Origin of the sequence: Hymenobacter sp. (assembly GCF_035709525.1) — a bacterium.
GTDB lineage: Bacteria > Bacteroidota > Bacteroidia > Cytophagales > Hymenobacteraceae > Hymenobacter.
On the sequence record NZ_DASTEP010000098.1, the window covers coordinates 1 to 24,917 of the forward strand.

Annotated in this window: 19 protein-coding genes and 1 riboswitch; of the genes, 10 read left to right on the forward strand and 9 right to left on the reverse strand. The window is 64.2% G+C overall.

Annotated elements, in window-relative coordinates:
• Window positions 1-138 precede the first annotated feature (138 nt).
• The 4 genes from VFO93_RS08425 to VFO93_RS08440 all read right to left on the reverse strand — a co-directional run bounded on the left by VFO93_RS08425 (window position 139) and on the right by VFO93_RS08440 (window position 5,932).
• Window positions 139-1,347 carry an anhydro-N-acetylmuramic acid kinase gene (locus tag VFO93_RS08425; protein ID WP_325133917.1) on the reverse strand — a complete coding sequence of 403 codons (1,209 nt, stop codon included), beginning with the start codon at window positions 1,345-1,347 and terminating at the stop codon, window positions 139-141.
• 13 nt (window positions 1,348-1,360) lie between these two features.
• Entirely contained in the window at window positions 1,361-1,909 is a 549-nt protein-coding gene (locus VFO93_RS08430) for a hypothetical protein (RefSeq protein ID WP_325133918.1), read from the reverse strand.
• Between the two features lie 81 nt (window positions 1,910-1,990).
• Window positions 1,991-4,441: a TonB-dependent receptor gene (locus VFO93_RS08435; RefSeq protein WP_325133919.1), complete on the reverse strand. Its 2,451-nt coding sequence runs from the start codon at window positions 4,439-4,441 to the stop codon at window positions 1,991-1,993.
• A 117-nt stretch (window positions 4,442-4,558) separates the two neighbouring features.
• Window positions 4,559-5,932: an Nramp family divalent metal transporter gene (locus tag VFO93_RS08440; protein WP_325133920.1), complete on the reverse strand. Its 1,374-nt coding sequence runs from the start codon at window positions 5,930-5,932 to the stop codon at window positions 4,559-4,561.
• Between the two features lie 231 nt (window positions 5,933-6,163).
• Here VFO93_RS08440 and VFO93_RS08445 point away from each other — a divergent pair, with 231 nt between their 5' ends.
• Window positions 6,164-7,165: a cation diffusion facilitator family transporter gene (locus VFO93_RS08445; protein WP_325133921.1), complete on the forward strand. Its 1,002-nt coding sequence runs from the start codon at window positions 6,164-6,166 to the stop codon at window positions 7,163-7,165.
• A 72-nt stretch (window positions 7,166-7,237) separates the two neighbouring features.
• On the opposite strand, the gene VFO93_RS08450 is transcribed toward VFO93_RS08445, so the two are convergent.
• The gene (locus VFO93_RS08450) at window positions 7,238-7,843 is read right to left on the reverse strand and encodes a DNA-3-methyladenine glycosylase (RefSeq protein WP_325133922.1); all 606 of its coding nucleotides are present in this window, start codon (window positions 7,841-7,843) and stop codon (window positions 7,238-7,240) included.
• A gap of 169 nt (window positions 7,844-8,012) precedes the next feature.
• Window positions 8,013-8,233: riboswitch (cobalamin riboswitch) on the forward strand.
• Between the two features lie 163 nt (window positions 8,234-8,396).
• Here VFO93_RS08450 and VFO93_RS08455 point away from each other — a divergent pair.
• From VFO93_RS08455 to VFO93_RS08465, 3 genes are all read left to right on the forward strand, one after another.
• Entirely contained in the window at window positions 8,397-10,409 is a 2,013-nt protein-coding gene (locus tag VFO93_RS08455) for a TonB-dependent receptor (RefSeq protein ID WP_325133923.1), read from the forward strand.
• Window positions 10,410-10,479: 70 nt separating this feature from the next.
• Window positions 10,480-11,541, forward strand: coding sequence for a DUF5074 domain-containing protein (locus VFO93_RS08460; protein WP_325133924.1), 1,062 nt, complete (start codon window positions 10,480-10,482; stop codon window positions 11,539-11,541).
• A gap of 295 nt (window positions 11,542-11,836) precedes the next feature.
• Window positions 11,837-12,796, forward strand: a complete 960-nt coding sequence (locus tag VFO93_RS08465) for a hypothetical protein (RefSeq protein ID WP_325133925.1) — start codon at window positions 11,837-11,839, stop codon at window positions 12,794-12,796.
• 87 nt (window positions 12,797-12,883) lie between these two features.
• Here the strand turns inward: VFO93_RS08465 and VFO93_RS08470 are convergent, their stop codons facing one another.
• Window positions 12,884-13,150: a hypothetical protein gene (locus VFO93_RS08470; protein WP_325133926.1), complete on the reverse strand. Its 267-nt coding sequence runs from the start codon at window positions 13,148-13,150 to the stop codon at window positions 12,884-12,886.
• Between the two features lie 513 nt (window positions 13,151-13,663).
• Between VFO93_RS08470 and VFO93_RS08475 the strand changes: the two genes are divergently transcribed.
• Window positions 13,664-14,236: an AraC family transcriptional regulator gene (locus VFO93_RS08475; protein ID WP_325133927.1), complete on the forward strand. Its 573-nt coding sequence runs from the start codon at window positions 13,664-13,666 to the stop codon at window positions 14,234-14,236.
• Window positions 14,237-14,366: 130 nt separating this feature from the next.
• On the opposite strand, the gene VFO93_RS08480 is transcribed toward VFO93_RS08475, so the two are convergent.
• On the reverse strand, window positions 14,367-14,702 hold the full coding sequence (locus tag VFO93_RS08480; RefSeq protein ID WP_325133928.1) for a four-helix bundle copper-binding protein: 336 nt from the start codon (window positions 14,700-14,702) through the stop codon (window positions 14,367-14,369).
• Window positions 14,703-14,931: 229 nt separating this feature from the next.
• On the opposite strand from VFO93_RS08480, the gene VFO93_RS08485 reads away from it, so the two are divergent.
• From VFO93_RS08485 to VFO93_RS08505, 5 genes are all read left to right on the forward strand, one after another.
• Window positions 14,932-16,419: a hypothetical protein gene (locus VFO93_RS08485; RefSeq protein ID WP_325133929.1), complete on the forward strand. Its 1,488-nt coding sequence runs from the start codon at window positions 14,932-14,934 to the stop codon at window positions 16,417-16,419.
• A gap of 159 nt (window positions 16,420-16,578) precedes the next feature.
• The gene (locus tag VFO93_RS08490) at window positions 16,579-18,855 is read left to right on the forward strand and encodes a S41 family peptidase (RefSeq protein ID WP_325133930.1); all 2,277 of its coding nucleotides are present in this window, start codon (window positions 16,579-16,581) and stop codon (window positions 18,853-18,855) included.
• 170 nt (window positions 18,856-19,025) lie between these two features.
• Entirely contained in the window at window positions 19,026-19,790 is a 765-nt protein-coding gene (locus tag VFO93_RS08495) for an ABC transporter ATP-binding protein (RefSeq protein ID WP_325133931.1), read from the forward strand.
• Window positions 19,769-21,142 carry a hypothetical protein gene (locus VFO93_RS08500; RefSeq protein ID WP_325133932.1) on the forward strand — a complete coding sequence of 458 codons (1,374 nt, stop codon included), beginning with the start codon at window positions 19,769-19,771 and terminating at the stop codon, window positions 21,140-21,142. The genes VFO93_RS08495 and VFO93_RS08500 overlap by 22 nt, the downstream gene beginning before the upstream one ends.
• A 253-nt stretch (window positions 21,143-21,395) precedes the next feature.
• Window positions 21,396-22,397: a phosphotransferase enzyme family protein gene (locus VFO93_RS08505; RefSeq protein WP_325133933.1), complete on the forward strand. Its 1,002-nt coding sequence runs from the start codon at window positions 21,396-21,398 to the stop codon at window positions 22,395-22,397.
• 137 nt (window positions 22,398-22,534) lie between these two features.
• Here the strand turns inward: VFO93_RS08505 and VFO93_RS08510 are convergent, their stop codons facing one another.
• On the reverse strand, window positions 22,535-23,659 hold the full coding sequence (locus VFO93_RS08510; protein ID WP_325133934.1) for a hypothetical protein: 1,125 nt from the start codon (window positions 23,657-23,659) through the stop codon (window positions 22,535-22,537).
• 76 nt (window positions 23,660-23,735) lie between these two features.
• The gene (locus VFO93_RS08515; protein WP_325133935.1) at window positions 23,736-24,728 is read right to left on the reverse strand and encodes an aspartate-semialdehyde dehydrogenase; all 993 of its coding nucleotides are present in this window, start codon (window positions 24,726-24,728) and stop codon (window positions 23,736-23,738) included.
• Between the last annotated feature and the right edge of the window lie 189 nt (window positions 24,729-24,917).

Genomic DNA, 24,917 nt, shown 5'->3' on the forward strand with positions numbered 1-24,917 from the left:
CAAACTCACTGCCGCACAGCGGCACATACGCTTGGCGAGCGGCACCACCCCGGCCTCGCGAGTCTGGCGACTCGCCCCACTGGTCGGCCTGCCGTTACGCGCTGCGCGCTAAACGGCGGCCAGCGGCAACGGGGGCCGCTACCCTGGCCACGACACCTTGCCCAGGCCCACGGCCGGCACCCGCTGCCGCCCCGCCCCGATGGCCACCGGCTGGCCCGCCACCGCCTCGTTGGCCAGCACCGCGAAAAGAATAGCCTCCTTGGCATCGGGCGGCACGCCCAGCGCCTCGGTGGTCGCGAAGGCCGCGCCGGGCAGGTGCCGCCGCAACGCCGCCACCAGCGCGGGGTTGTGCGCGCCGCCGCCGCTGAGGTACACGGGCGGCGTCGGCTGGTCGCCGAAGGCCAACGCCACGGCTCGCGCCACGCCCCCGGCGCTCAGCTCGATTAGCGTCGCCAACACGTCCTCTAATGGCAGGCGTTCGGTGCCCGTCGCAGCCTGGGCGGCGGCCAGGTAATCGGCCCCGAACAGCTCGGGGCCGGTAGTCTTGGGTAGGGGCGCTTCGAAGAAGGGGTGCGCCTGCAAGGCGGCCAGCAGCGCCGGGTGCGGCTGCCCGGCCAGGGCCAGCTGGCCACCTTCGTCGTATTGCAAGGGTGGGCGGTGGCGGCGCACGAGGGCGTCGAGCAGGGTGTTGCCCGGCCCGGTATCGGTGCTAAAGGCGGCCGTGGCATCGGGGCCGGCCGGGGGCAGGTAGGTGAAGTTGGCGATGCCGCCCAGGTTGAGCAAGAGGCGCGCCTCGGTGGGCGAGCTTAGTAGGAGGTAGTCGCCGTAGGTGGCCAGGGGCGCGCCTTCGCCGCCGGCGGCCACGTGCTTTTGGCGAAAGTCGCTGAGCGTAATGATGCCGGTGCCTACGGCCACGTGGTCGCCGTCGCCGAGCTGCAAGGTGGCGTGGTGCCCGAACTCGGGGCGCTGGTGCTGGTGCTGCGGGGCGTGGTACACGGTTTGGCCGTGGCTGGCCACGAGGTCCACGGCTGCGGGCAGCACGCCCCAGGCGGCCAGGCAGTCATTGACCATACTGGCGTGCAGGCGGCCCAGCCAGGCGTGCAGCAAGGTGAGGTCTTCGAGGCTGACCTGCGCGCGGGCGAATACCTGCCGGATGCGCTGGCGCGTGTCATCGTCATAAGGCACGGTAGCGAAGCGCTCCAGCGTGAGCCGAGTGCCCGTGCCGTGGCCTTCCAGTTGGCACAGCGCCACGTCGAGCCCATCGAGCGAGGTACCCGACATCAGGCCCACGATGCGGCGGGCGGGCTGGGCAGCAATAGCGGCGAGGCGGGCGATGTTGGCGTTCATACGTGACGATTATTTATTGCCGCTTAGCGCGCAAAAATGCTGCAATACTTGGCCGATACTGGATTGGAAATGAAACACAACCCGACGTATGCACCCCTGCATAATGCTTGTGCAGCCGTTTATAAAGCTGAAAGTTTTTATCCAAACTACCGACCTGAAACACGCTGCTCTCATAGTCAAATAGGGAGTATTCTTTGGAATACTCCTTCGTGCGTCTCTTATGGGACAACCGCTTAATATGGCGGCCAAACACTATAATGGTATCGGCTGGCCGAAAAAGCCGGGCGCAATTACTATCATCTTGCAAAATGAGAACTGTATCATAGGTTATAATGCCTTTTTGCTGACTTATCACCTTGAATAACGCATCGTAGCCCAGCAAATTTTGATTTCTACGCTGCGCAGGATTTATATCCCGTATCGGCAGCCCCACAAATACTACATCTGAAGCATCAAATAGCTGCTGTAGCTGCTCTTGAGTTTCGTACCACTTACAGTTGCAGCAAATGGAGCACACGGCAACCAGCAGCACCGCACCAATAATAAGTAGCCTGTTCTTCACCCTTAAAGAAGTCTAAAAATCAATTCGTTCTAAGCCCGGTAAATATCCCCCAGGCAAACGCGAACTACAAAGTTCGCGCTACTAAAAGGGCACCACCACCTTCACCCCCATGTTGCGGCCGGGGTTGTAGATGCCGGTGCGGCCGGTGGGCGAGGCGGCGTAGTACTCGAAGTACTTGAGGCGGTTGAGGTGCGCCTGGTAGGCGGTGTCGAAGATATTATCGACCTGCACGAAGAGCTGCACGGCTTCGCGGCCGGCCTTGGTGCGCAGCGTGGTGCCCGCGCCCGCGCCCAGCAGCAGGTAGCCGGCGGTGGCGGTTTCGGCCCCGTCTACGGCGTAGTAGCGGTTTTGCGGAGCGGTGCCATCGAGGCTGAGGCGCAGGTAGGTGCCGCTGAGGCGGGCGGCGGGGCGGGCGGGGGCGCTCAGGCGCAGCTCGGTGCGGGCCTGGGGGGCGGGTATCAGGGGCAGGTAGCGGCTGGCCGCGCCCACGCGCTCGCGCAGGGCGGGGTTGTCGTTGAGGCCGATGACGAAAGCGGCCCCGGTGCGCCAGCTCAGCCAAGGCAGGGCGGCGGGGTGCAGGTTCAGGGCCACTTCGCCGCCGTAGAGGCGGGCGGCGGCCTGCTGGTACTGGTAGGTAGCGTTGCCGGGCACTACCTCCACGGGCTGGCCCTGGGCATCGAAGAGCCGGGCCTGGTAAATGAAGTTCTCGACGTAGTTATGAAAGACCTCGGCGCTGGCCTCCCAGCCGGCCGATTTCCAGAGCACGCCCGCATCCTGCTGCAAGCTGAACTCGGGGCCGAAGCTGCGGTTGCCCAAATACACGATGTGCGCGCCGGGGTCGAGACCGTTGGAGCCGATTTCGGGGATGTTGGGCGCGCGGTAGCCACGGGCCACGTTGGCGCGCAGCACCAGGTGCTCGCCCACCGCATAGCTGCCCCCCAGGCTGGCCGACAAGCCCCGGTAGACCGCCCGAAAGGCCGGAAACGGCAGCTCCGCGCCCGCCGCCACCGACCCGGCCGCCATGCCAAAGCCGGTGGCCGGGTCGGTGGCGGTGTAAAAGTCAGCCCAGCGCACTACACGGGTGTCGTAGCGCAAGCCGCCCGTCAGCTCCAGCTGGCCAAAGGCTTTTTTCGCCACGCCAAAGCCGCCGAGGTCGAACAAGCGGTAGGCCGGAATAGGAAAGTCGGTGGCGGCCAGGTGCTCGTTGGCCTGGCTCATGCCGTTGGCCCCGGCCGTCAGCTCGATGCCGTGCCAGGTGGGCAGCAGGTAGCGCGCCTCGTAGCTGACGGTGGTGAGGCGCAGGTCGAGGCCCGCCTGGGTGGGCGCGGTGGGGTGGTTGAACTCCTGGCGGTGGTTTTGCTGCACGCCGCCCAGCAGCCGCAGCTCGCCCTGCCCCAGCTTGATATTGCCATCGGCAAAGGCCCGGTAGTGCTGAAGGTGCTGGCGCAGGTCGCTCTGGCCGTAGGCGCGCAGGTCGGCGTCGCTCACCACGGGCCGGGCCTTAATGTCATCCTTATCGGCCTCGAAAATCTGGCGGGTAAAGGCCCGGCTCAGCGAGTCGCGGCTACCGTCGGGGATTTCCTGGTGGTTGTTGTAGGCGGTCAGCCAGAGGTGCAGGCCGCCCCAGGCGCGCTGCACGCCCACCATGCCGGTCAGCGTCAGCTCCCGGAAGCCGGTGTTATACACCAGGCCGTCCACGGCGTTGCGGTAGTCGCGGGCCAGCCGGTGGCTGGCGCGGAAGCTGGTTTGCAGGCCGTGGTTTTGGTAATTAAGTGCGACCGACTGGCCCAGCAGGGCGTTTACCGACTGGTACTCGGCGAGAGCTTCGCCGTGCAGCTCGCCCGCCGGGCCGGTGGGCAGGGCGGGCAGCAGGTTTACTACCCCGGCCACGGCGTCGGAGCCGTAGAGCAGGCTAGCCGGGCCTTTCACCACCTCTACCCTATCCACGCCGTAGTTATCGACCTCGATGCCGTGCTCGTCGCCCCACTGCTGGCCCTCCTGCCGGAGGCCATTATATAAGGTAAGCACCCGGTTGTACCCCAGCCCGCGGATAAACGGCTTCGACACGTTCGGCCCCGTGGTTACGGCGCTCAGCCCCGGCACGCCCCGCACCGCCGCGTCGATGATGTTGGCGTTGGAGTTGAGCATAATCTCCCGCTTGCTCAAGGCCGCGATGGGCACCGGCGAGCGGCGAATCTCGGTGCTGCGGCTCACGCCCGTTACCACTACTTCGGTGAGGGCTTTCTCCGCTTTCGCCAGGCGCACGACGAGCGGCGCGGCCGTGGGCAGCGTGATAGTCTGCGTGGCGGAGGCGTAGCCCACGGCGCTCACTTCGAGCGCGTGCGGGCCGGGCGGCAGGTCGGGCAGGGCGAAGGTGCCGCTGGCATCGGCGGTGGTGCCGAGGTGCCGGGCAGGCACGGCCACGCTGGCGTAGGGCACGGGCTGGCCGGCCTGGTCTTGCACGTGGCCGCGCAGCGCCTGGGCGCGGGCCAGGGCCGGGAGAAGCAGGAGGCAGAGGAGCAGTAGCTTCATAGGGAATGGGCAAAGGCGTGGCCAGGAGCGGGCGTTGGGGGCCGCTTTTGAGGGGAAACCGGGGGGGGTTAGGAGCTGGGGAGTTAAGGGGCGAGGTTCATACTCAGCAAACGCCCGCTAGGCGTCGCCAAACACTGTCTGCCAGAGTAAAAACACGTTCAGCACGAGGATGAGCCCGGCCACGGCCCACGCCGTGACGCGCAGCCAGGGCTGGTTGACGAAGACACCCATCTTGAGCTTGTCATTGGTGAAGAGCACCAGCGGCACCACGGCGAAAGACAGCTGCAACGAGAGCACTACCTGGCTGAACACCAGCAATTGCCCCGTGCCCTGCTCGCCGTACAGAATAGCCACCACCAGCGCCGGCACTACCGCCACCAGCCGCGTGATAAGCCGGCGCACCCAGGGCTTGAGGCGCAGGTTGAGGAAGCCTTCCATCACGATTTGGCCGGCTAGGGTGCCGGTCAGCGTCGAGCTTTGGCCCGAGGCCAGCAACGCCAGGGCGAAGATGGTGCTGGCCGCCGTGGCCCCCAGCACGGGCGTCAGTAGTTTATGGGCGTCGGCGATGTCGGCCACGTCCTCATGCCCCTTGCCGTGGAAGGCGGCGGCGGCGGTCACGAGAATGGCGGCGTTGATGAAGAAGGCCAGAAACAAGGCCACCGTCGAGTCGATGGTGGCAAACTTGATGGCTGAGCGCTTGCCTTTTTCGGTCTGCTCTACCTGGCGCACCTGCACGATACTGCTGTGCAGGTAGAGGTTGTGCGGCATTACGGTGGCCCCCAGGATGCCGATGGCCACGTAGAGCATGGCGGGGTTGGTCACTACCTCGGTGCGTGGCACCAGGCCCTTGGCCAAGCCCAGCCAGTCGGGGTGCGAGGCGATGATTTCGTAGAGAAAACACAGGAAGATGAGGAAGATAAGCCCGGCCACCAGGCTTTCTATCACCTTAAAGCCCTTGTTCTGGAGCAGCAGCACCAGCAGCACGTCGAGCGTAGTGATGGCCACACCCCAGGGCAGCGGCAGCCCAAACAGCAAATTGAGCGCAATGGCCGAGCCGATGACCTCGGCCAAATCGCAGGCCGCGATGGCAACTTCGCACAGCACCCACAGCGCGATGGCTACGGGCCGGGAGTAGCTGTCGCGGCAGGCCTGCGCCAGGTCGCGTCCGGTCACGATGCCGAGCTTGGCGGCCAGGTGCTGCAAAAGCATGGCGAAGAGGTTAGAAATCAAAATCACGCTCAAGAGCGTGTAGCCAAAGCGCGCGCCGCCGGCCAGGTCGGTGGCCCAGTTGCCGGGGTCCATGTAGCCCACGGCTACCAGCAGCCCCGGCCCCCAGTAGGCCCGAAACTTGCGCCAGAACGAGGCGCCTTCGCCCGGCACCTCTATGCTGGCGTGGACTTCGCTGAGCGAGGTGCCCTGCCGGGCGTGCCGCCAGCCCGGCTCGGGCGCGGCGGGGGGCGTAGTAGTGGTGGGAGTAGCCGTAGGTAACAACGCTTCTGTAGTAAATAGTTAGGGCGAAGATATAGACTGTTTTTAGACGAGCCTAAATTTATTTTTAAACCAGCCTAAATACTGCCTTTTCGTAGAAAAAGTTGCCGGTCGGTGTAAAACGGAGTGGCACTCCGTTTGGCATCTGGGCGGCCTGCCGAGGGCCAAACGGAGTGCCACTCCGTTTTACATGCCCGCCTGTGCCGACCTTTGCGGCTCGCCAACTGCCTTTTCATGTCTGCCTCTCCTGGCCTCAAGCGCCGCCTCGGCCTGCTCTCGCTGGTTGTGAGCGTGGTGCTGGTGCTCACCAAGTTCTACGCCTACCGCCTCACCCATTCGCAAGTGGTGCTGACGGATGCGCTGGAAAGCATTATCAACGTGTTTACCAGCGGCTTTGCGCTGTATAGCCTCTACCTGGCCGACCTGCCCAAGGACGAAAACCACCCCTACGGCCACGGCAAGGTCGAGTATTTGTCGGTGGGCTTCGAGGGCGCGCTCATTGTGAGCGCGGGGGCCTACATCCTCTACAGCGCGGGGCTGAGTTTGCTGCACCCGCACCCCGTCATGAAGCCCGACTTCGGGGTGCTGCTGCTGGCGAGCACGGCGGTGGTCAATTTTGGGCTGGGGTTGTGGCTGGTGCGGGCCGGGCGGCGGGTGCAGTCGGTGGCGCTGGTGGGCGATGGCAAGCACCTTTACATCGACGCGCTCACGAGCATTGTGTCGTCGGCGGCGCTGGTGCTGGTGCATTTCACGGGCGTGCTGCGCTTCGATGGCGGCGCGGCGCTGCTGCTGGGCGGCTTTATCCTCTTCAATGGCTACCAGCTGCTGCGCAGCGCCGTGGGCGGCCTCATGGACGAGAGCGACCTGGCCACCGTGGCCGAAGTTATCGCCGAGCTCCAACGCCTGCGCCGCCCTTGCTGGATAGACGTGCACAACCTGCGCGTGCAGCGCTACGGGGCCAACCTGCACATCGACTGCCACATGCAGATGCCCTACTACTACTCGCTGGAAAAAATTCACACCGAAATCCACGAGGTAGAGGCCCTCATCCGCGCCCGCTTCGCGGCCGTGGAGGTCGAGATGTTCGTGCACGCCGACCCCTGCTCCTACGCCGCCTGCTCGCTGTGCCACATGCCCGACTGCCCGGTGCGCCACCACCCCTTCGAGCGCGAAATCGAGTGGGACATTCATAATGCCGTGAAAGACGAGCGGCACCATTTGTCATTTAACAAGTAACATTTATCATTTAACAGCTCGCCAATTCTCTTTTGCCAAGCTGTTAAATGTTAATTGATAAATGTTAAATGACTACTTCGCTGGGCTCGTCCACTTGCTGTCTTTGAGGCGGAAGCGCCAGGGTAGGGCCACGGCTTCTTCGCCCGCGTACTCCAGGCCCACGCGCGAGCTTGCGGTGATGTTTTCGTTAGCGATTTCTTCGCCCGCATCCTCAAACCAGATGTGCGGGCCGGCTACCGGCTCGCCGCTGAGGGCGGGCGTGAGGCCGAGCGCCTGGCTCAGCACGCCGGGGCCGGCGGTGAGGTTGCGGGCCACGGCCGCCAGACCCCGGCGGCGCAACATCACGTCGAGGCCCACCAGCGGCTCGATGGCCCGGATGAGCACCGTATCGGGGTGCGCAGCGTCGTAGGTGGTGATGTTGAAGAGCGTGTGCACCCGGTACACGGTGTAGAGGTAGGCCGTGCCGCCCGGCTGGTACAGCCCGCGCGCCTGCCGGGTTTTGCGCTGCAAGTGCAGCGTCATACTCTGGTCGCCTTCGTGCCGGTAGGCCTCGGTTTCGACGATGCGACCGCCCGTGAGCTCACCATCGATGCAAGTGAAAACGTGCTTACCCAGCAGCCCGCGGGCAATGGCAAGCACGTCGGAGCTTTGAAAAAAGACAAGTGGCAGATGTTGCATAAGCTTCAGCTTGTGCCTGGCTATACGGCAAGGAGGCAGAAAAGCTCACGCATAAAACGCTCCCAAGCACTTACCACCCAAACACCGCAAAGCCCACCCCCCACCACCCCAGCCCGCCGGCGCAGCAGGCGTATCCGTTAAAGCTTAAAAATCCGTTTGAATCTGCGGTCTATCTTTGTAGTGCCACGGTGACCAGACTCTTTTCCAGAGCGAGGTTGAAAAGGGAATCCGGTTTGAAGCCGGAGCTGTCCCCGCAACTGTACGCGCTACATCGGGGTGGGCACCCCACGCCACTGCCAGCGGCGATTATCAACCTGATAATCAACGCAGCGGGAAGGCCGCCCACCCGGCAGCGCAAGCCAGGAGACCTGCCAGGGCAGTACCAGGTTCAGCGCTCGCGGCGGACGGGCGGAGAACGAGAGCGCCCGCCCGGCCGCGCCCTTCGGGGCTGAGTTGGGCAGCTGCTTTCGGCCTCAGCCTCAGCGCGCTTTCGGCTTCGGCCAGCAAAATACGCCGGGGTTTTGGACTGAATTTTCGCTTGAAAATTTAGTTCGTGTCTCTTTTCTACCTGCTCAAATCCTTCGTTTTCAGCCCTGGCCGCTGCCGGGTGGGCTGTGCGCTGGCCGCCGCGCTGCTGGCGGCCGGCCCCGCCGCGCACGCCCAAGCACCACGCTCCACGCGGCCCGACACGCTGCTGAGCGAGCGCCAAAACCGCCTGGGCGAGGTGCGCGTGCACACCGTGCGGCCCAGCCGCTTCGCGGTGGGTACGCGGCAGGTGGTGCTCGACTCGCTGGCGCTGGCGCAGTACCGGGGCGGTACGCTGGTCGAGCTGCTGGAAGCGCGCACGCCGCTGTATTTCAAGAACTACGGGCCGGGGCAGCTGGCCAGCATCTCGCTGCGGGGCACGGCGGCGCGGCACACGGCCGTGCTGTGGCAGGGCTTCAACATCAACATTCCGTCGCTGGGCGAGGCCGATTTTGCCATCCTGCCGGTGGGCGCGGCCACCAGCATCGCGGTGCAGCCGGGGCCAGCGGCGGCGCTCTACGGCAGCGGGGCCATCGGGGGCGTGGTGCTGCTCGACCAGGAAATTGACTGGCGGCGCGGCCTGCGCGGCAGCCTGCAAGGCGACGCCGGTAGTTGGGGCTTACGCGGCGGCAGCCTGGCCGTGCGCGGCGCTACGGCCCGCGTGGCCGCCCGCACTACCGCCAGCTACCGCACCGCCCAAAACGACTACCCCTATACCATCCAGGAGGCGCGCGGGCCGGCCAGCTACCGCCTCTCCAACGCCGCCCTGCGCCACCAGTGGAGTTTGAGCCAGGACGTGGCCCTGCGCCTGGGCGCGCGCGGCGAGCTCACGGCCACCGCCTGGCTTACCGATACCGACCGCGACATCATGCCCAGCGTGTATGCCGCGCCCACCCAAACGCGGGAGCTCGACCAAAGCCGCCGCCTGCTGCTGGGCTACCGCCACCTGGCTTCGGCACGGCGGCAGTGGTCGGTGCGCGGGGCGTGGTTTGAGGACGTGCTCGACTACCTCGATGGCGGGGCTGCCAGCCACTCGCTGATGCGGACGACCCAGGCGCAGGCCGAGCACACGGCCGCCCTGGGCGAGCGCGGCAGTGTGCGCGTGGGGGCCGAGGTGCAGCATTTTGCCGCTGACATTGATGGCTACGGCCCTACTGCCGTGGCCGAAAACCGGGCCGCTGCCTTTGCCCTGCTGCGCTACGACCCGCGCCCCGGCCTGCTGCTGTCGGGCAATCTGCGGCAGGCGTTTTTGCCGGGCGGCGCGGCGCCCCTCACGCCCACCGTGGGCGTGGAGTGGGACTGGCGCGGCGGCCGGGCGGCCGCTGACTCGGCCCGGACTCGGCTCACCTTCAAGGCCAGCGCCTCGCGCAGCTACCGCGCCCCTACCCTGAACGAGCGCTACTGGCGGCCCGGCGGCAACCCCGACCTGCGCCCCGAAAGCGGCTGGGGCTACGAAGGCGGCGCGCGGCTGCGCCAGCCGCTGGGCCTGCAAGCCAGCCTGGCGCTCGAAGCCACTGCCTTCCAGCAGCTCGTGGACGACTGGGTGCAGTGGACGCCCAACGACCGGGGCGTCTGGAGCCCGCGCAACCTGCGCCAGGTGCGCAGCCAGGGCCTCGAAACCAGCCTCGCCTACCGCCTGCGGCGTGGGCCTTACCGCCTGCACGCCCGCGCCGCCTACAGTTTCACCCACACCACCAAGGTGCAGGGCTCGGCCGCCGACTACGACCCCGTGGGCGTGCAGCTGATGTACGTGCCGCGCAATCAGGCTACTATCGTGGCCGACCAGCAGTACCGCGGCTGGGTGCTGAGCGCCCAGGCCAGCGCCACCGGCCGGCGCTACATCGACGCTTCGGCTATTGAGTTTTTACCCGCCTACGCGGTGGCCGGGGCCACGCTGGGCTACACCTGGCACCTGCCGGGCTGCGACTTAACTTCTTCGCTTCGGCTTTCTAATTTACTCAATCAAAGCTACTTCGGCTACCCCGGCCGGCCGGCCCCGCCCCGCGCGTGGCAGGCCAGCCTGCGCCTCGACTGGCGCTAGCCCGAGTGTTTTTTCAAGCTGTCTCTCTATCCCCTTTTTGATTTTGATGCCGCTTAGGCATCAGCTTTTTATGAAAAACCTTTTTCGCCCGCTCCTGCTGAGCGCCGCAGCGCTCAGCTTCCTGGCTAGCTGCTCCGACGACAATAACACCGCGCCCGCGCCCTCCGGCGGCTCGGGGCAATATGCTTTTGTCATCAACGAAGGCAACTTCACCAACGGCACTGGCTCGGTGAGCCGCTTCGACAAGAGCACCAAGGCCGTGACGACCGACGCCTTTGGCAGCGCCAACAACGGGGCCGTGCTCGGCAGCGTGGTGCAAAGCATGGGTGTGGTGGGCACGACCGGCTACGTAGTGGTGAACAACAGCAACAAAATCGAGGTAGTGTCGCTGCCCGATTTCAAATCGAAGGCCACTATCTCGGGCCTCAACCAGCCGCGCTACTTCCTGCCCTCGACCGCCAACGCCCTGAAGGGCTACGTGACCGAGTGGCTCGGCGGCCCCTACCCCGCGCCCTACACGGCGGGCCGCGTGAGTACCATCGACCTGGCTACTAATAAGGTTATCAGCTCGGTAGGCGTGGGCACCAACCCCGAGCGCCTGGTAGCCACGGCCGGCAACATCTACGTGGCCAACAGCGGCTCGGCTTTCCTGACCGTCATCAACGATGCCTCGGGGGCCGTGACGAATACTATCGCCCTGCCCTCGCCGGCCAGCAGCCTGGTAGTGGATAAGAATGGTGCCATCTGGGTGCTGTGCTCGACCGACTACGTGTCGACGCCGGCCTCGCTCGTGCGCTTCAACCCGGCCACGCCCACGGTGCTCACGCGCCTGCCGCTGCCCACGGTGGGCTCGGGCGGCGGCCTGCGCATCGGGCCCGATGGCCAGCAGCTCTACTATGGCTACGGCAAGGGCGAGTACCGCATGAACATCACTGACACGGCGCTACCTACCACGCCGCTCATCCGCCGCAGCTTCTACGGCTTTGATATTGACCCCACTACGGGCCAGCTCTACGGCACCGATGCCCTCAACTATGCCAGCCCCGGCCGCCTCATCCGCTACCAGCCCGACGGCACCAAGCTCGACTCGGCCACCGTGCAGGTGAGCCCCAACGGGGTCGTGTTTTACTAAGCTTTATCGCAGTGCTTCATAAAGAATAGTCTTTTGTAAAACTGCCGCTTACCCTCACCAAGCCCATCGGCTTGGCCACCTATCACTATCGAAATACCAAAGCAAGCTGCCAATCCAACTCTCCCTTTTCCTGCATGCCAAAGCGGCCTGCCTCTCGTGGAGAGGCAGGCCGCTTTTTTGGGGCAATAGCCTCGGCGCATTGCCCACGTAGGGAGCCGCCGAGCCGGGTAGCTACGCCGGCCCCAGCCGCTGCCTATATTTGGGCTTGACGGGCCGCCTGCTACTTCTTAGTGCTATGATAGTATCGCCAACTACTCTTCTCACGCTGTATCTCGCAGTTGGCTCGGTTGCTAGCTGCTACGCGCAGGAAGAATATCCCAACGAAAAGTGTGCGGCCGGGCAAAAGCTCAAATCTATCAGCCAGTACAACGTGGAGTTGTCACCGGATGGGGCTAAAGTGCCACCCCGGCTTATCGACCGCTTCTTTTATGACCAAGCGGGCCGCCATACCCAATGGCGACAGTACAATGTGCGCGATTCGACACGGTACACTGCCCGCACGTTCAGCTACGATGCGCAAGGCCATTTACTGAAAACCGTCGACTTGTCGGAAGACGGTAAGGATGGCACTATTGACTCGGCTCGGACCGATACGGTGGGCTACTTGGTTTACCGCCGCCTGGCGCGGCCGTCGGGTGAGGTACTTTTTGAAGTCTCTTTCACTAACGAGTTCAATCAGCGCAAACAACTTGTTAAAGCAACGGTCCTCGACAAGCAAGGCAAGCCGCAGGGCTACACCAAGTACACGTATAACGCGGCTGGTAAACCGGTATCAGAAACCAGCTACTCGGGCAGCGCCACTCCGCAGCAGCAACGCCTCCACTACTATTACCCAGACGGCAGCACGCTCCGAAAAACAGTCGATATCCGGGGTAGCCAGGACACCACTGAAATCAAATTATTCACCCCCAACGGCCTGCTGGATACGGAGGTGCATTTCAATCAGCAACTGAAACGCGGCACTATCGATTACAAGATAGTTAGACGCTATGACAGCCAGCAGCGTGAAGTTGCCCACCTCACGTACTCAACTGATTATCTACCCGGCAATAAACTGGCCTTATCGCGCCGTGAGGTGAGCCAGTACGCGACTGGCTGCTTGAAAACGAAGACCTTGATTTATACCACCACTCCGTTTACGACGGAGGAAAAGCTCGGGGTTGTTTTCGTTTACCGGTACGCCCTCTACCACTAGCTTCTTAACACTACGCACGCACTGAATTATTAGCCAAAGCGGCCTGCCTCTCGTGGAGAGGCAGGCCGCTTTTTGCATCGGGGCGGGCTAGTCGGCTATGCCGTCGTGGTTTTTGTCTCTCGACTTGCCGGCGGCGTCGTAGAGCTCGCGGCCGGTGGGGCGGCTGGTGCTGTCGCGCGGGATGCCAGCGGCCAGCGAGTCGCCGTTCATAGGCTGTTGGGGGGCGTTTTCCTCCATTTTTTTGGCGGTGCCTTTTTCAACGTTAGTGTCGCCATCCTTGGTGCCGGTGCTGCACGCGCTGAGGGCCAGGGGCAAGGCGGCGGTGAAAGCTAAAAGGCGGAAAGTGCGGTTCATGGGGTGAAGGAAAGAAGGTGAGAAGCCGGGGCGCGCCCGCCACGGGGCCGCCCACCCGCTCAGTACCGAAAAAAGCCAATCGGGGTTGTGCGGCGGGGCGGGCAGGCGGCGCGGTTGCGGCCAGCGCCCTAATTTTGCACGGTATGGCTCGCTCCTCTTCCCTTCCGCACCGGCTTCGGCAGCGCTTAGCGGCGTATCGCTGGCGGCGCGTGGGCGTGCTGGCAGGCAGCAGCTTAGCCCTGAGCTTGGTGCTGGTGCTATACCTTTTTGTCACCGACGACCACTTTTTCGGTCGACTTTTTACGGCATTTTTCGTAAGCTTCTGCCTGTTAGCGGCGACGTTTCTGGCCATTCTTCCGTTTATTGGCTGGGCCAGCTCGCACTGGTTTGGGCGCGGCTGGGAAGCCGAAACGCTACCGACCAAGCGCGCGGCTGCCAAACCAGCGCCCCCGCGCCCGGTGGCTACCAGTGCGGGCCGCCGCCCTTCTTCTCCTTCAGTTTAATTTCTAACCCGTGAAAACCAATCTGCTGCACATCAAGAACATGGTTTGCCCGCGCTGCGTCGAGGCGGTTCAGAACCTGCTGGTGAAAGCCGGCTACGAGCCCATGACCGTGACGCTGGGCCAGGCCCAGCTGCCGCCCACCACGCCCGTCGACCTCAAAGTGGTGGCCCCGCTGCTGCGCGAAGCCGGCTTCGACGTGCTACTCGACCGCGCCGAGCAGCTCACCGAGCAGATTAAAGCCGTATTGCAAGAATACTTGGAGCACCTGCGCACCGCGCCGGCCCCGCTCACTACCTCGGCTTTTCTGGCCGACCGCTTTGCCACTACCTACTCGCACCTGAGCAAGGTGTTCTCGCGCACGGCCAACCTCACGATTGAGAAGTACCTCATTCGCATGAAGATAGAGCGCGTGAAGGAAATGCTGAGCTACGGTGAAATGACGCTGGTGCAGATTGCCGACAACCTGCGCTACTCGTCGGGCCAGCACCTGAGCAACCAGTTTCGCCAGGTCACGGGCCGCTCGGTGAGCGAGTTTCGCCGCATGCTCCAGCCCGACCGGCTGTCGCTGGACGCGATTGGATGAGTGGGTGAGTGGGTTTTCGGATGAGTGGATGAGTGGATAAAAAAAGGCTAGCGCAGATTAAAACCCTGTCGCTAGCCTTTTTTTATCCACTCACCCACTCATCCACTCATCCGAAAACCCACTCATCCACTCATCCACCATACGCCCGGCACGCCTCCACGCACTCGCGGCAGGCCTGGGCGCACTGCTGGCAGTGGTCGTGCTGGTGGTGGCCGCACTCATCGGCGCACTTCTGGCAGATTTCGATGCACTCCTTGATGACGTGCGGGGCGTGGGGCGAATTGCGGGCGATGAAGGCGGCGGTGAGGCGGCAGATGTCGGCGCAGTCGCGGTCGGTGCGGATGCAGGCGGCCATCATTTTGGGGTCAGCCTCATCGAGGCAGGCGTCGGCGCAGTACTCGCAGGCGGCCACGCAGCGGGCCAGGGCGTCGAGTAGGGAGCGGTAGTCTTGGGGCGCGTTTTTCATGAAAAAAACAGGTAAGTAAAAGGGTATCAGCCGCGAGCCGGCGGCTGCTTCGTTGTACGCAGATTGGTCCCCGCGGGGCGGTGCAAAGTGCGGGCGCGGGGCGTACAGCATTTGGCTTAAAGCCAGGACCAGCCCGAATTCTGTACGCGGCAGCCTCAACCTTGTGGGCCGGGCGGGCAGCCATTGCCTGCGCAAGTGCGTTAGATGAGCACTTGATTAGCCTTCATTTATGAAACTACCCGCTTACTTCCTGCTCGCGGCGGCTGGCCTGGCCGCCCGCCCCACCCTGGCCCAGCACGAAAACCACCAGATGCCCGGCATGAAAATGCCCGCCGACACTACCCGCCACGCCGGGCACCGGGGCCACCAGATGCCCGGCATGGCCGCGCCTATCGATACCGCTCGCCACGGCCAGCCACTCAACGGCCACGCCAGCCCGCTGCACGTCAACCAGATGGCGCACCAGATGAGCCACGCCTACTCGCGCAATCTGCCCATGAGCCGCAACGGCTCGGGCACGGCCTGGCAGCCCGACCAGACGCCCATGTACATGTGGATGCAGCACAAAGGCCCGTGGATGCTGATGTACCACGGCGCGGCCTTCGGGCGCTACACCAGCCAGAATTTCAACCACGACGGTGCCCGCGGCCAGCGCAGCGCCGTGGATGGCCCCAACTGGTTTATGACCATGGCCCAGCGCAACATCGGCCAGCGCGGGTTGCTGAATCTCAGTTTGATGATGAGCCTCGACCCGCTGACCGAAACGCGGGGCGGCTACCCGCTCTTGTTCCAAACCGGCGAATCGTACAAGGGCCAGCCGCTCATCGACAAGCAGCACCCGCACGACCTGTTTTCGGGGTTGAGCGTGGCGTATACCTACGCCGTGTCGAAGGACGTGGACCTGACCGCCTACCTCGGCTACCCCGGCGAGCCGGCCGTGGGGCCCGCGGCCTTTATGCACCGCATTTCGGCCATGCCCAACCCCGACGCGCCGCTTTCGCACCACTGGACCGACGCCACGCACATTACCTACGGCGTGGCCACGCTGGGCGTGCGCTACAAGCAGTTTAAGCTGGAAGGCAGCAACTTCACGGGTCGCGAGCCCGACCAATACCGCTTCGATTTTGACCGACCCAGGGCCGACTCCTGGGCCGCCCGCCTCAACTGGAACCCCAGCCGCGAGCTGGCGCTGCAAGTCAGCCACGCCTTCATCAAAAGCCCCGAAGACCTGCACCCCGCCGACAACGTGCGCCGCACCACGGCCTCGGTGCTGCACAGCCGCAGCTGGGGCGAGCGACACTACCTCGCCTCGGCGCTGGTGTGGGGCCTCAACCAGGGCCACGGCCACCACGCCGCCCACGCCGTGCTGGCCGAAACCAACCTCACGCTGGGCCGGCCCACCTTCTACGGCCGCTACGAGTTTGTGCAGAAGGGCACCGAGGAACTGGGCTACTACGTGCCCGGCCCGGCCGACGAGCCGCTCGATATATTATTCAACATCAATGCGCTGACGCTGGGCGCGAGCTACCGCCTGGCCAGCCTGGGCGCGCGCGGCCCCGAGCTGAGCGTGGGCGGCCAACTCACGGGCTACGTCATCCCCGAGACGCTGCAAAACCACCAGTTGGGGCGCGGCGTGGGGCAGCCGGGCTACGGCAAGCTGCCACTCTCGGCCTCGGTGTACGTGCGCCTGACGGCGCCTTGGATGCGGGCGATGTAGCAGTTAAAATGACATGAGACGTTAGACATGAGACATGATAAAGCTTAACAAAACAGTTCTCATGTCTCATGTCTCATGTCTAGGTTCTAAGCTCTAATGTCTCATGCCTTTTTTATCCCAGCTTGCTACCTTGGCGCGCCTTTCTGGCTCTGCCAAGTGATGAAACTTACTTCCCTACTGCTAGCGGGCGGGCTCGCGCTGCCCACCCTGGCCACTGCCCAAACGCCGGCTGCTCCCCTCAACCTGGACATGGAGCAGGTGAGCGCCCAATCGCCCTTGCCGGCCGGCTGGGTGCCCAGCTACATGGTGAGGGCGCCATCCACGTTTAGCAAAGGCTACCAGGCCACGGCCGACTCGGTGGTGCGCCACGGCGGGCGCTACGCTTTGCGCATCCAAAGCACGGGGCAGCCGCGCACCCAGGGCGAGTATGGCGTAGCTGGCCTGCGCCTGCCGGCCACGTTTAAGGGCAAGACCCTCAAGCTGACGGGCTTTCTCAAAACCGACCAGGTGCAGAGCGGCTCAGCGGGCCTGTGGATGCGCGTAGATGGCCCGGATGGCCCGCTGGCCTTCAACAGCATGGAAAAACAGCTGATGCCCGGCTCCGCTGACTGGCAGCTCTATAGCATCACGCTGCCGCTGGCCGACGAGGCGCGCGCCATCTACCTGGGCGGGCTGCTGATGACCACCGGCACGCTCTGGCTCGACGACCTGACGCTGGCCGTGGACGACAAGCCGCTGGCGCAGGCCCCGCCCAAGGTTATCCACTACTTCGGGGCCGAACAGGATACGGCGTTCCGGCGCGGCTCGCGCCTGGTGCTGGATAAGCTGAGCGCGCAGCAGCTCGACAACCTGGCGGTGCTGGGCCGGGTGTGGGGCTTTGCGAAATACTACCACCCCGCCGTGGCCCGGGGCGACTACAACTTCGACGCTGAGCTGCTGCGCGTGCTGCCCCAGGTGCTGGCCGCCCCCGACCTGACTCGCCGCAGCGAGGTGCTGAGCGCCTGGCTTACGGGCCTGGGCCCGGTGCCGGCCTGCCGCACCTGCCGCGAGCCCGCCGCCAAAGACGTGCGCCTGCTGCCCGACCTAGCCTGGCTGACTGACAGCCGCCAACTCAGCCCCGCCCTGAGCCAGCAGCTGACGTACCTGCGCCAAAACCGCCAGCAGCAGCAGGACCACTACTACGTGCGCCTCGAACCCAACGTCAGCAACGTGGCTTTTCGGCACGAGGCCGCCTACCCCAGCCCGGCCACGCCCGATGCGGGCCTGCGCGTGCTGGCCCTGTTCCGGTACTGGAACATGATAGAATACTTCTTTCCCTACCGCTACGCCATCGGCGAAGACTGGCAGCGGGTGCTGCCCGAGTTTCTACCGCAGTTTGTGGCCGCCCGCACGCCCGTGCAGTACCGGCTGGCGGCGCTGGCGCTCATTGCCCGCATCCACGACACGCACGCCAATATTTTCAATGACAAGATTTTGAATGACTACCGGGGCGCTTACCAGGCTCCGCTGTGGCTGCGCTTTGTGGAAGACCAGGCCACGGTAGCGGGCTACTACGATGCCACCTTGGGAGCCGCTACTAGCCTGCGGCCGGGCGATGTCATCGTACAGGTCGATGGCCAGCCGGTGGCTGACCTCGTGAAGGCCCGCCAGCCCATCACACCCGCCTCCAACGAGCCTACGCAGCTGCGCAACATCGCCATCGACCTGCTGCGCGGGGCCACGCCGCAGGTGGCGCTGGTGGTGCGCCGCGCCGGCCGCGAGTTTCCAGTGTCTGTGGGCCGCGTGCCCGTAGGCCAGCTCAACCAGGGGCTGGCCTACGGCACCCCCGACCCCAAAGCCCAGCCCTGGAGGCTGCTGCCGGGCAATATTGGCTACCTGTCCCTGGGTACCCTGCACCGCGCCGAGCTGCCCGGTATTATGGCCCAGGCCCAGGGAACCAAGGGCCTGGTTATCGACCTGCGCAACTACCCGGCCGAGAACATCGTGCATCCGCTCAGCCAGTACCTGCTCGCCAAGCCCAAGGATTTTATGCGCTTCAGCGGCTCACAGATTACCTATCCCGGCGTTTTCAGGTATAGCCCTATGCAGCGAGTGGCGGCGGGCCCCGGCCCCGCCTACCCCGGCAAGGTGATGCTGCTGGTCGATGAAATTTCGCAGAGCAAGGCCGAGTTTACCACCATGGCCCTGCGCACCGCCCCCCGCGCCACGGTAGTGGGCAGCACCACCGCCGGGGCCGATGGCGACGTATCGACCATCGTACTACCCGGCAACATCGTGACCGGCATGAGCGGCCTCGGTGTATACTACCCCGACGGCCGCGAAACCCAGCGCATCGGCATCGTGCCCGATGTAGAAGTGAAGCCTACTATTAAGGGAATAAGCGAGGGGCGCGACGAAGTGCTGGAGAAGGCCGTGCAACTGATTGAGGCAGGGTAATGTAGCGCGGACTTTCAGTCCGCGAGTCGCTAGGCCTTGACGCTCGCGGACTGAAAGTCCGCGCTACGCCGCTGTAATGCCCGCCGCCCGGCGGCGATAGAGCGAGCGCCAGCGCCAGCCCGCCAGTACCTTGCGGCTTGTTCCAGCCTTCGCTTTTTCGCCGTCTTTTCATGCTGCTCGAATTACAAAACCTTACCAAGTCCTTCGGCCGCAACCCCGTGCTGCGCCACGTGAGCCTTACCGCCGAAACTGGCATGTGCGTGGGTGTGGTGGGCCGCAACGGCGCGGGCAAAAGCACGCTCTTCAACCTGCTCACCAACATCTTACTACCCGACAGCGGCCAGATTGTGCTGGACGGCCAGGTGCTGGGCGAAACCTTCCCAGTGGCCGTGAAGCGGCGCATGGGCGCGCTCGTCAACCAGGCGTACCTGGTCGAGCAGCTCACGCCCGAGGAGTACTTGCAGTTCGTGGCCCGCATCTACGGCCTGCCCGATGCGCAGCCGCACATCGACAGCCTGCTGGCGCACTTGCTGGAAGACTACCCCACGGTACGCCGCAAGCGGCTGGGCTCGTTTTCGACGGGCATGAAGCAGAAAGTGGCCATTGCCTCGTGCCTGCTGCACCGGCCCGAATTGCTGATACTGGACGAGCCGTTCAATGGGCTCGACGTGTTTTCGGCCAACAGCGTGCTGGCGTTGCTGAACAGCTACCGGCCGCAGGCGCTCACGTTTATCTCGTCGCACAACCTGGCGCACATCGAGCAGGTAGCCACGCACTTGCTGGTGATTGACGACAACGAGGTGAAGTACTGGGGCACGCTGGCCGACTTCGTGCATGGCGAGCGCGCCGTGCTCGGCGAGGCCCTGCTCCAGCTCATTCAGCCCACCGCCACCGCTACCACCCAAGACCTGTCATGGCTGACTACGCAACGCTAGGCCACTACCTGCCCTACCTGCTGGGCCGCCGCCTGCGGGCCGTGGTGTGGCCCGCCGACGGCGGCGAGCGCGCCCTCGCGCTGTTTTTGCTGAGTATCATGGCGCTCTACGGCGCGGGGTTTGGCTTTATGCTCAATCACCAGGAGAAGGCGGGCATCGCGGAGGCGCTGCCGACCATCTTGGTCAGCCTGAATGCTACCTGGCTGGTAACGACGCTCATGGTCGATTTTTTTCCGTCGCTGCGGCCCGTCACACGGCCCTTGCCCGAGCACTTTCCGGTGTCGGAGCGGCAGAATGTGGTGACGGCGTTCTTGCTCGATTGCATCACCCTGCGCCGCCTTATGCTGCTGCTGGGCTTGCTGGTGGCGATGCTGGCAGCGCCGCGCCACGCGCTGGTGCCGGGCTTCAGTATGCTGCTCTTGCTGGGTGCTACGGTGCTGAGCTTCAACGTGCGCCTGCTCGTGACGCTGGGTTGCTGGCGGCACCCGCTGCTGGCCGGCCACCTGCTCAGCCTGGGTTTCATGGGCTGGTGGCTGGCGGTGCCCGAAGCGCCCTACACCACGGCGCTGGGCGTGGGCATGGCGCTGCTGCCCTGGCTGCTGGGCGCGGCGCAGCTCCGCTGGCTGGGGCCGTATTTCAGCGCGCGCTACCTGCCTGCCGTAGCCGCCACCACGGCCCCTAGTACCGTACTGGCGCGCCTGCCGCTGGAGTGGAAGGTGTATTTGCGCAAAGTCTGGATGCCGCTTACGATGGGCCAGGTGCTCAAAACGGGCCTGCTTGTGTTCACGGGCCTGGCGATGGTGCAGGATGGCAAAATCGCCACCAACGGCTTTTTCTACCTCGGGCTGCTGCCTATCGTCAGCTTTACTTACGTTAATAATAACCTCTTTGCCTTCCTGAGCGCGCTCACAGCCAATGAGCTGCTGCGCCTGGGCCTCACGCGCCGGGTGCTGGGGCTGTACCTGCACCTGGTGCTGCCGGTGCTGCTGGCCGACTGCCTGCTGTCGGCGGTGGTGGTGCTGGCGTTGTTTCCGGCATCGCTGTGGCACCTGCTGGGGCTGCTGCCGCTGGCGGCCGCCGCGCTGCTGGGCCTGGGGCTGTGGGCCAGCTTCTACCAGGCCAAGCCCGTCGTCAAGGCCATCGACTTTGCCAACATGCGCAACAACACCTCGGGCCTGATGAGCGGCGCGAGCGTGGCGCTGGGCGCGACGCTGTATTTCCTGCCGTGGTGGTGGGCGCGCATCGCGCTGGCGCTGCTGGTGGCCGCCTCGGCCGCGTGGCCGGTGCGCCGGGTACTGCGCAACGACGGCGACCTGCGGCGGCGGCTGTGGAAGGGCATTGGGGCGGGCTAGCACGGGCCGCAAAGAAATATCATCTTCGCAGCTTGGCAGTTGCCCGTGCAATGCCCACTTTTCGAAGCTGTTTAGGAAGTCTTAAAAAGCAAAACTACCTGTCATGCTGAGCGCAGCCGAAGCATCTCTACCGCTTCGTTGCTAAGCGTCAAGAGTTAGTTCACCGATAGAGATGCTTCGACTCCGCTACGCTGCGCTCAGCATGACAGAAAAACGACTTTCTAAACAGCTTCTTCATAACCACCTACGCTCCATGCCCCTCTTCCCGACTCAGTATTCCACGCTTTCGGCCAGTGCCTTGGCAATCCACGTCAGCGCCGAATACGGCTTGCCGGGCCTGCACGGGCGCTACCTGCTGCGCGGCGTAAGCGATACCTACCTGCTTGAAAACGAGCAGGCCAATTACATTCTCAAAGTTTACCGGGCTGCGCACCGCACCCAGACCCAGCTCGCTGGCGAGGTAGAGCTGCTCACCTACTTGCAGGCGCAGGGCGCCCCGGTAGCCGCGCCCCTACCCGCCCAAAACGGCGCTTTTCTACTGCCCCTGGCGGCGGCCGAGGGCGAGCGGTTTGGCGTGCTTTTCACGTATGCGCCGGGCCGGGTGGTCATGGACCTCAGCGATGCGCAGCTGCGCACGGTGGGCCGCGAAATGGCCCGCCTGCACAACCTCACCGCCGGCCTGACGCTGCAACACCCGCGCCCCGGCTACGACCTCGATACCACGCTGCGCCAGCCGCTGCGGGTGCTGGAGCCCGCCTTCCGCGACTACCCCGAAGGCTACGCCGAGCTGCACAGCATTGTGACGCAGACCCTTGCCAAGCTGAATCAACTCGACACCTCAACGTTCAGCCACGGCTACTGCCACTACGATTTTCTTCCCAAGAACTTCCATTTCGACGCCGCGGGCCAACTCACCTTCTTCGATTTCGACTTTGCCGGCCCCGGCTACCTGGTCAATGACGTCATGACCTTCTTCGTGCATTACTTCCTGCACCGCCTGCTGCAAGGCGTCGCGGAGGCCGATGCCACGCGGGAGTTTGCCGTTTTCGTGGCCGGCTACCGCGAGGTGCGCCCGCTGGCCGACGCTGAGCTGGCGGCCATTCCGTACCTGGGTGTGGGTTTCTGGCTCTTCTACTTCGAGTTTGCTTATCGCAATTTTGATGACTGGTCGAATACCTTTTTCGGCCCCCGCTACCTGCGCGAGCGCGTGGGCTGGATAAAGAAGTGGGCCGAGTGGTACTGCGATTTTAGTTAGCAGACTTGTTTCCAGATTAAAAGCCTTGTAAAAGAACAGGTCATGCTGAACGCAGTGAAGCATGACCTGTTCTTTTACAAGGCTTTTAATCTGGAAACAAGTCTAACGACTACGCTCACTCAATCGGATTGAAAACCCTATTGCCCACCCGGCACGTCGGCCCACAGCAGCAGCGCCTCCGACAGCGGGTTCACGTCCAGGTTCACCAGCCGCACGCCGTAGCGCAGCTCGTCGCCCTCCCGAATATTGCGGCTGCCGAGGCTGATGACGCGCCGCAGCCGCTGGGCATTGCGGTAGTCGCCGAGGGCCACCGCGTCGGCAAAGGCGAAGGCCGTGGCCGGAATGCCGTAGCCCAGGATGAGCGGGCCGCTATCGACATCGCCCGCGCCGGTTTCGAAGCTACCTGCTTGCTCTTTGTAAAAGCGCAACGCGCCCAGGTTGGTACTGTGATGCTGCTGATATAGCGCGTATTGCTGCCGGGCAAAGGCAGAATCGACCGGCGCCAAAAACCAGATACTCCAGCCCAGATGCGAGCCACGGGGCTCCTCGCTGGGCCGCCCGGCGGCATCCACCATCGAGGCCAGCAGGCCGGTTTGTGGGTCGAGCCAATCGCGCCGCGCCCGCGCTACCCAGCGCGCACCAGCCGCTGCGTAAGAGCTGCCCGTGATGCGGCTATGCAGCGCCAGCGAGGCCAGGGCCACGGTGTTGTCGGGTAGCCAGCGCCGGTGGGGGTACGAGGGCAGGTTGCCGCTAGGCTCCTGCTGAAAGCGGGCGGCCAGCGCAGCCGAGAGGCTGTCGTGCAGGTGCCGGTAGGGCGAGTGGGGCACCAGTTGGCGGTGGCAGCCCAGCATCAAATTGAGGTGGCCCAGGTACAGCACTGAGCCGGGCAGAGTAGCTTCCGTTTCGCCCGGCTGGAAAGGCTGCCGAATGGGGTCCGTCAAGGCCACCGCTATGGCCCGGCCGATGGTAGCCGCCGCCTCGGCCCGCAAATCGGGCTGCCGGGCGGCCAGGTTGGCCAGCGCGTAGGTACTGAAGGAGAGCGTGAAAAGGCCCCACTCGGCATTCATCGCCGTTAGCCGGCCCAACGTGGTAGCCGGGGCCGCGCCTTCCTGAATCACGCGCCCTAGGTAGTTGAGCCGCAACCGCACCTCGGGGCGGCCGGGCGGCTGGTAGGTGGGCCAGCTACGCACTACCCAGACTACTATCGCCAGCAGTAGCGATACCCGACCCCAGCGTATTCTTCGTAGTAGCGGCGGCACCATAGCAAGGTTGTTTTTCGCACAGAGTCAGGGGAGTGAAAAGAATTTCACTCCCCTGACTCTGTGTGAAAGAACTCTGTTACACCAAGCCTTTTTCGGCCAGATACTCGGCAATCTGCACCGCATTTGTCGCGGCACCCTTGCGCAGGTTATCAGCCACTATCCACATATTGAGCGTGTTGGCCTGGGTTTCGTCGCGGCGCAGGCGGCCCACCAGCACGGCGTCGCGGCCGTGGCTGTCTTTGGGCATGGGGTAGTGGTTGTTTTGCACGTCGTCCACCAGCTCCACCCCGTCCGTTTGGCGCAGAATGTCGCGCACCTCGTCGAGGTCAAAGTCCTGGGCAAACTCCACGTTCACCGACTCGGAGTGGCCGCCCATTACGGGCACGCGCACGCAGGTGGCGGTCACGCGGATGCTGTCGTCGCCCATGATTTTCTTGGTTTCGTTCACCATTTTCAGCTCCTCCTTGGTATAGCCGTTGGGCTGAAACACGTCGATGTGCGGCAGCACGTTCAGGTCGATGGGGTGGGCGTAGGCGGGGTTGCTGGCCGGCTGGCCGGCGCGCTCCTCCAGGAGCTGGTCCACGGCTTTTTTGCCGGTGCCAGTCACGCTCTGGTAGGTACTGATGACGAGGCGCTTGGCCTGGTACTTCTTGTGCAAGTCGTTGAGCGCCACCACCAGCTGAATGGTCGAGCAGTTGGGGTTGGCAATGATTTTATCATCTTTCGTGAGTACGTCGGCGTTCACCTCGGGCACTACCAGCTTTTTGGTGGCATCCATGCGCCAGGCCGACGAGTTATCGACCACCACCGTGCCCACCTCGGCAAACTTGGGCGCGAACTCCAGCGACACGCCGCCGCCGGCCGAGAAAATGGCGATGGCCGGGCGCGCCGCAATGGCGTCTTCCATGCTCACCACGGGGTAGTCTTTGCCCTGCAAATGAACCAGCTGGCCCACCGACTTGGCCGAGGCCACGGGCAGCAGCTCGGTTACGGGAAACTGGCGCTCGGCGAGCACCTTCAGCATCTCGGTGCCCACCAGCCCGGTGGCACCCACAACGGCAATTTTCATCGTGAATACAGTTAATCAGCACGTTAAACGGGCGGCTTCGCGCCGGCCGGTGCTAAGGCAAATGTCGGGATAAAATCGGTTAGCCCGCCACTAGTCGGGCTTTGGCACCAGCCGCCGCAGCCAGCCGGGACAGGAAAGCGAAAAAAGTCAGCCGGTCGGCCAGCCAAACTAGCCGCTTACCCGTTGAGG

Bases quoted from the DNA above. Each gene is read 5' to 3' on its own strand.
- VFO93_RS08465 (WP_325133925.1), top strand. From the start codon at position 11,837: ATGATAGTATCGCCAACTACTCTTCTCACGCTGTATCTCGCAGTTGGC.
- VFO93_RS08445 (WP_325133921.1), top strand. From the start codon at position 6,164: ATGTCTGCCTCTCCTGGCCTCAAGCGCCGCCTCGGCCTGCTCTCGCTG.
- VFO93_RS08500 (WP_325133932.1), top strand. From the start codon at position 19,769: ATGGCTGACTACGCAACGCTAGGCCACTACCTGCCCTACCTGCTGGGC.
- VFO93_RS08490 (WP_325133930.1), top strand. From the start codon at position 16,579: ATGAAACTTACTTCCCTACTGCTAGCGGGCGGGCTCGCGCTGCCCACC.
- VFO93_RS08485 (WP_325133929.1), top strand. From the start codon at position 14,932: ATGAAACTACCCGCTTACTTCCTGCTCGCGGCGGCTGGCCTGGCCGCC.
- VFO93_RS08450 (WP_325133922.1), bottom strand. From the start codon at position 7,843: ATGCAACATCTGCCACTTGTCTTTTTTCAAAGCTCCGACGTGCTTGCC.
- VFO93_RS08470 (WP_325133926.1), bottom strand. From the start codon at position 13,150: ATGAACCGCACTTTCCGCCTTTTAGCTTTCACCGCCGCCTTGCCCCTG.
- VFO93_RS08505 (WP_325133933.1), top strand. From the start codon at position 21,396: ATGCCCCTCTTCCCGACTCAGTATTCCACGCTTTCGGCCAGTGCCTTG.
- VFO93_RS08480 (WP_325133928.1), bottom strand. From the start codon at position 14,702: ATGAAAAACGCGCCCCAAGACTACCGCTCCCTACTCGACGCCCTGGCC.
- VFO93_RS08435 (WP_325133919.1), bottom strand. From the start codon at position 4,441: ATGAAGCTACTGCTCCTCTGCCTCCTGCTTCTCCCGGCCCTGGCCCGC.
- VFO93_RS08425 (WP_325133917.1), bottom strand. From the start codon at position 1,347: ATGAACGCCAACATCGCCCGCCTCGCCGCTATTGCTGCCCAGCCCGCC.
- VFO93_RS08515 (WP_325133935.1), bottom strand. From the start codon at position 24,728: ATGAAAATTGCCGTTGTGGGTGCCACCGGGCTGGTGGGCACCGAGATG.
- VFO93_RS08460 (WP_325133924.1), top strand. From the start codon at position 10,480: ATGAAAAACCTTTTTCGCCCGCTCCTGCTGAGCGCCGCAGCGCTCAGC.
- VFO93_RS08510 (WP_325133934.1), bottom strand. From the start codon at position 23,659: ATGGTGCCGCCGCTACTACGAAGAATACGCTGGGGTCGGGTATCGCTA.
- VFO93_RS08495 (WP_325133931.1), top strand. From the start codon at position 19,026: ATGCTGCTCGAATTACAAAACCTTACCAAGTCCTTCGGCCGCAACCCC.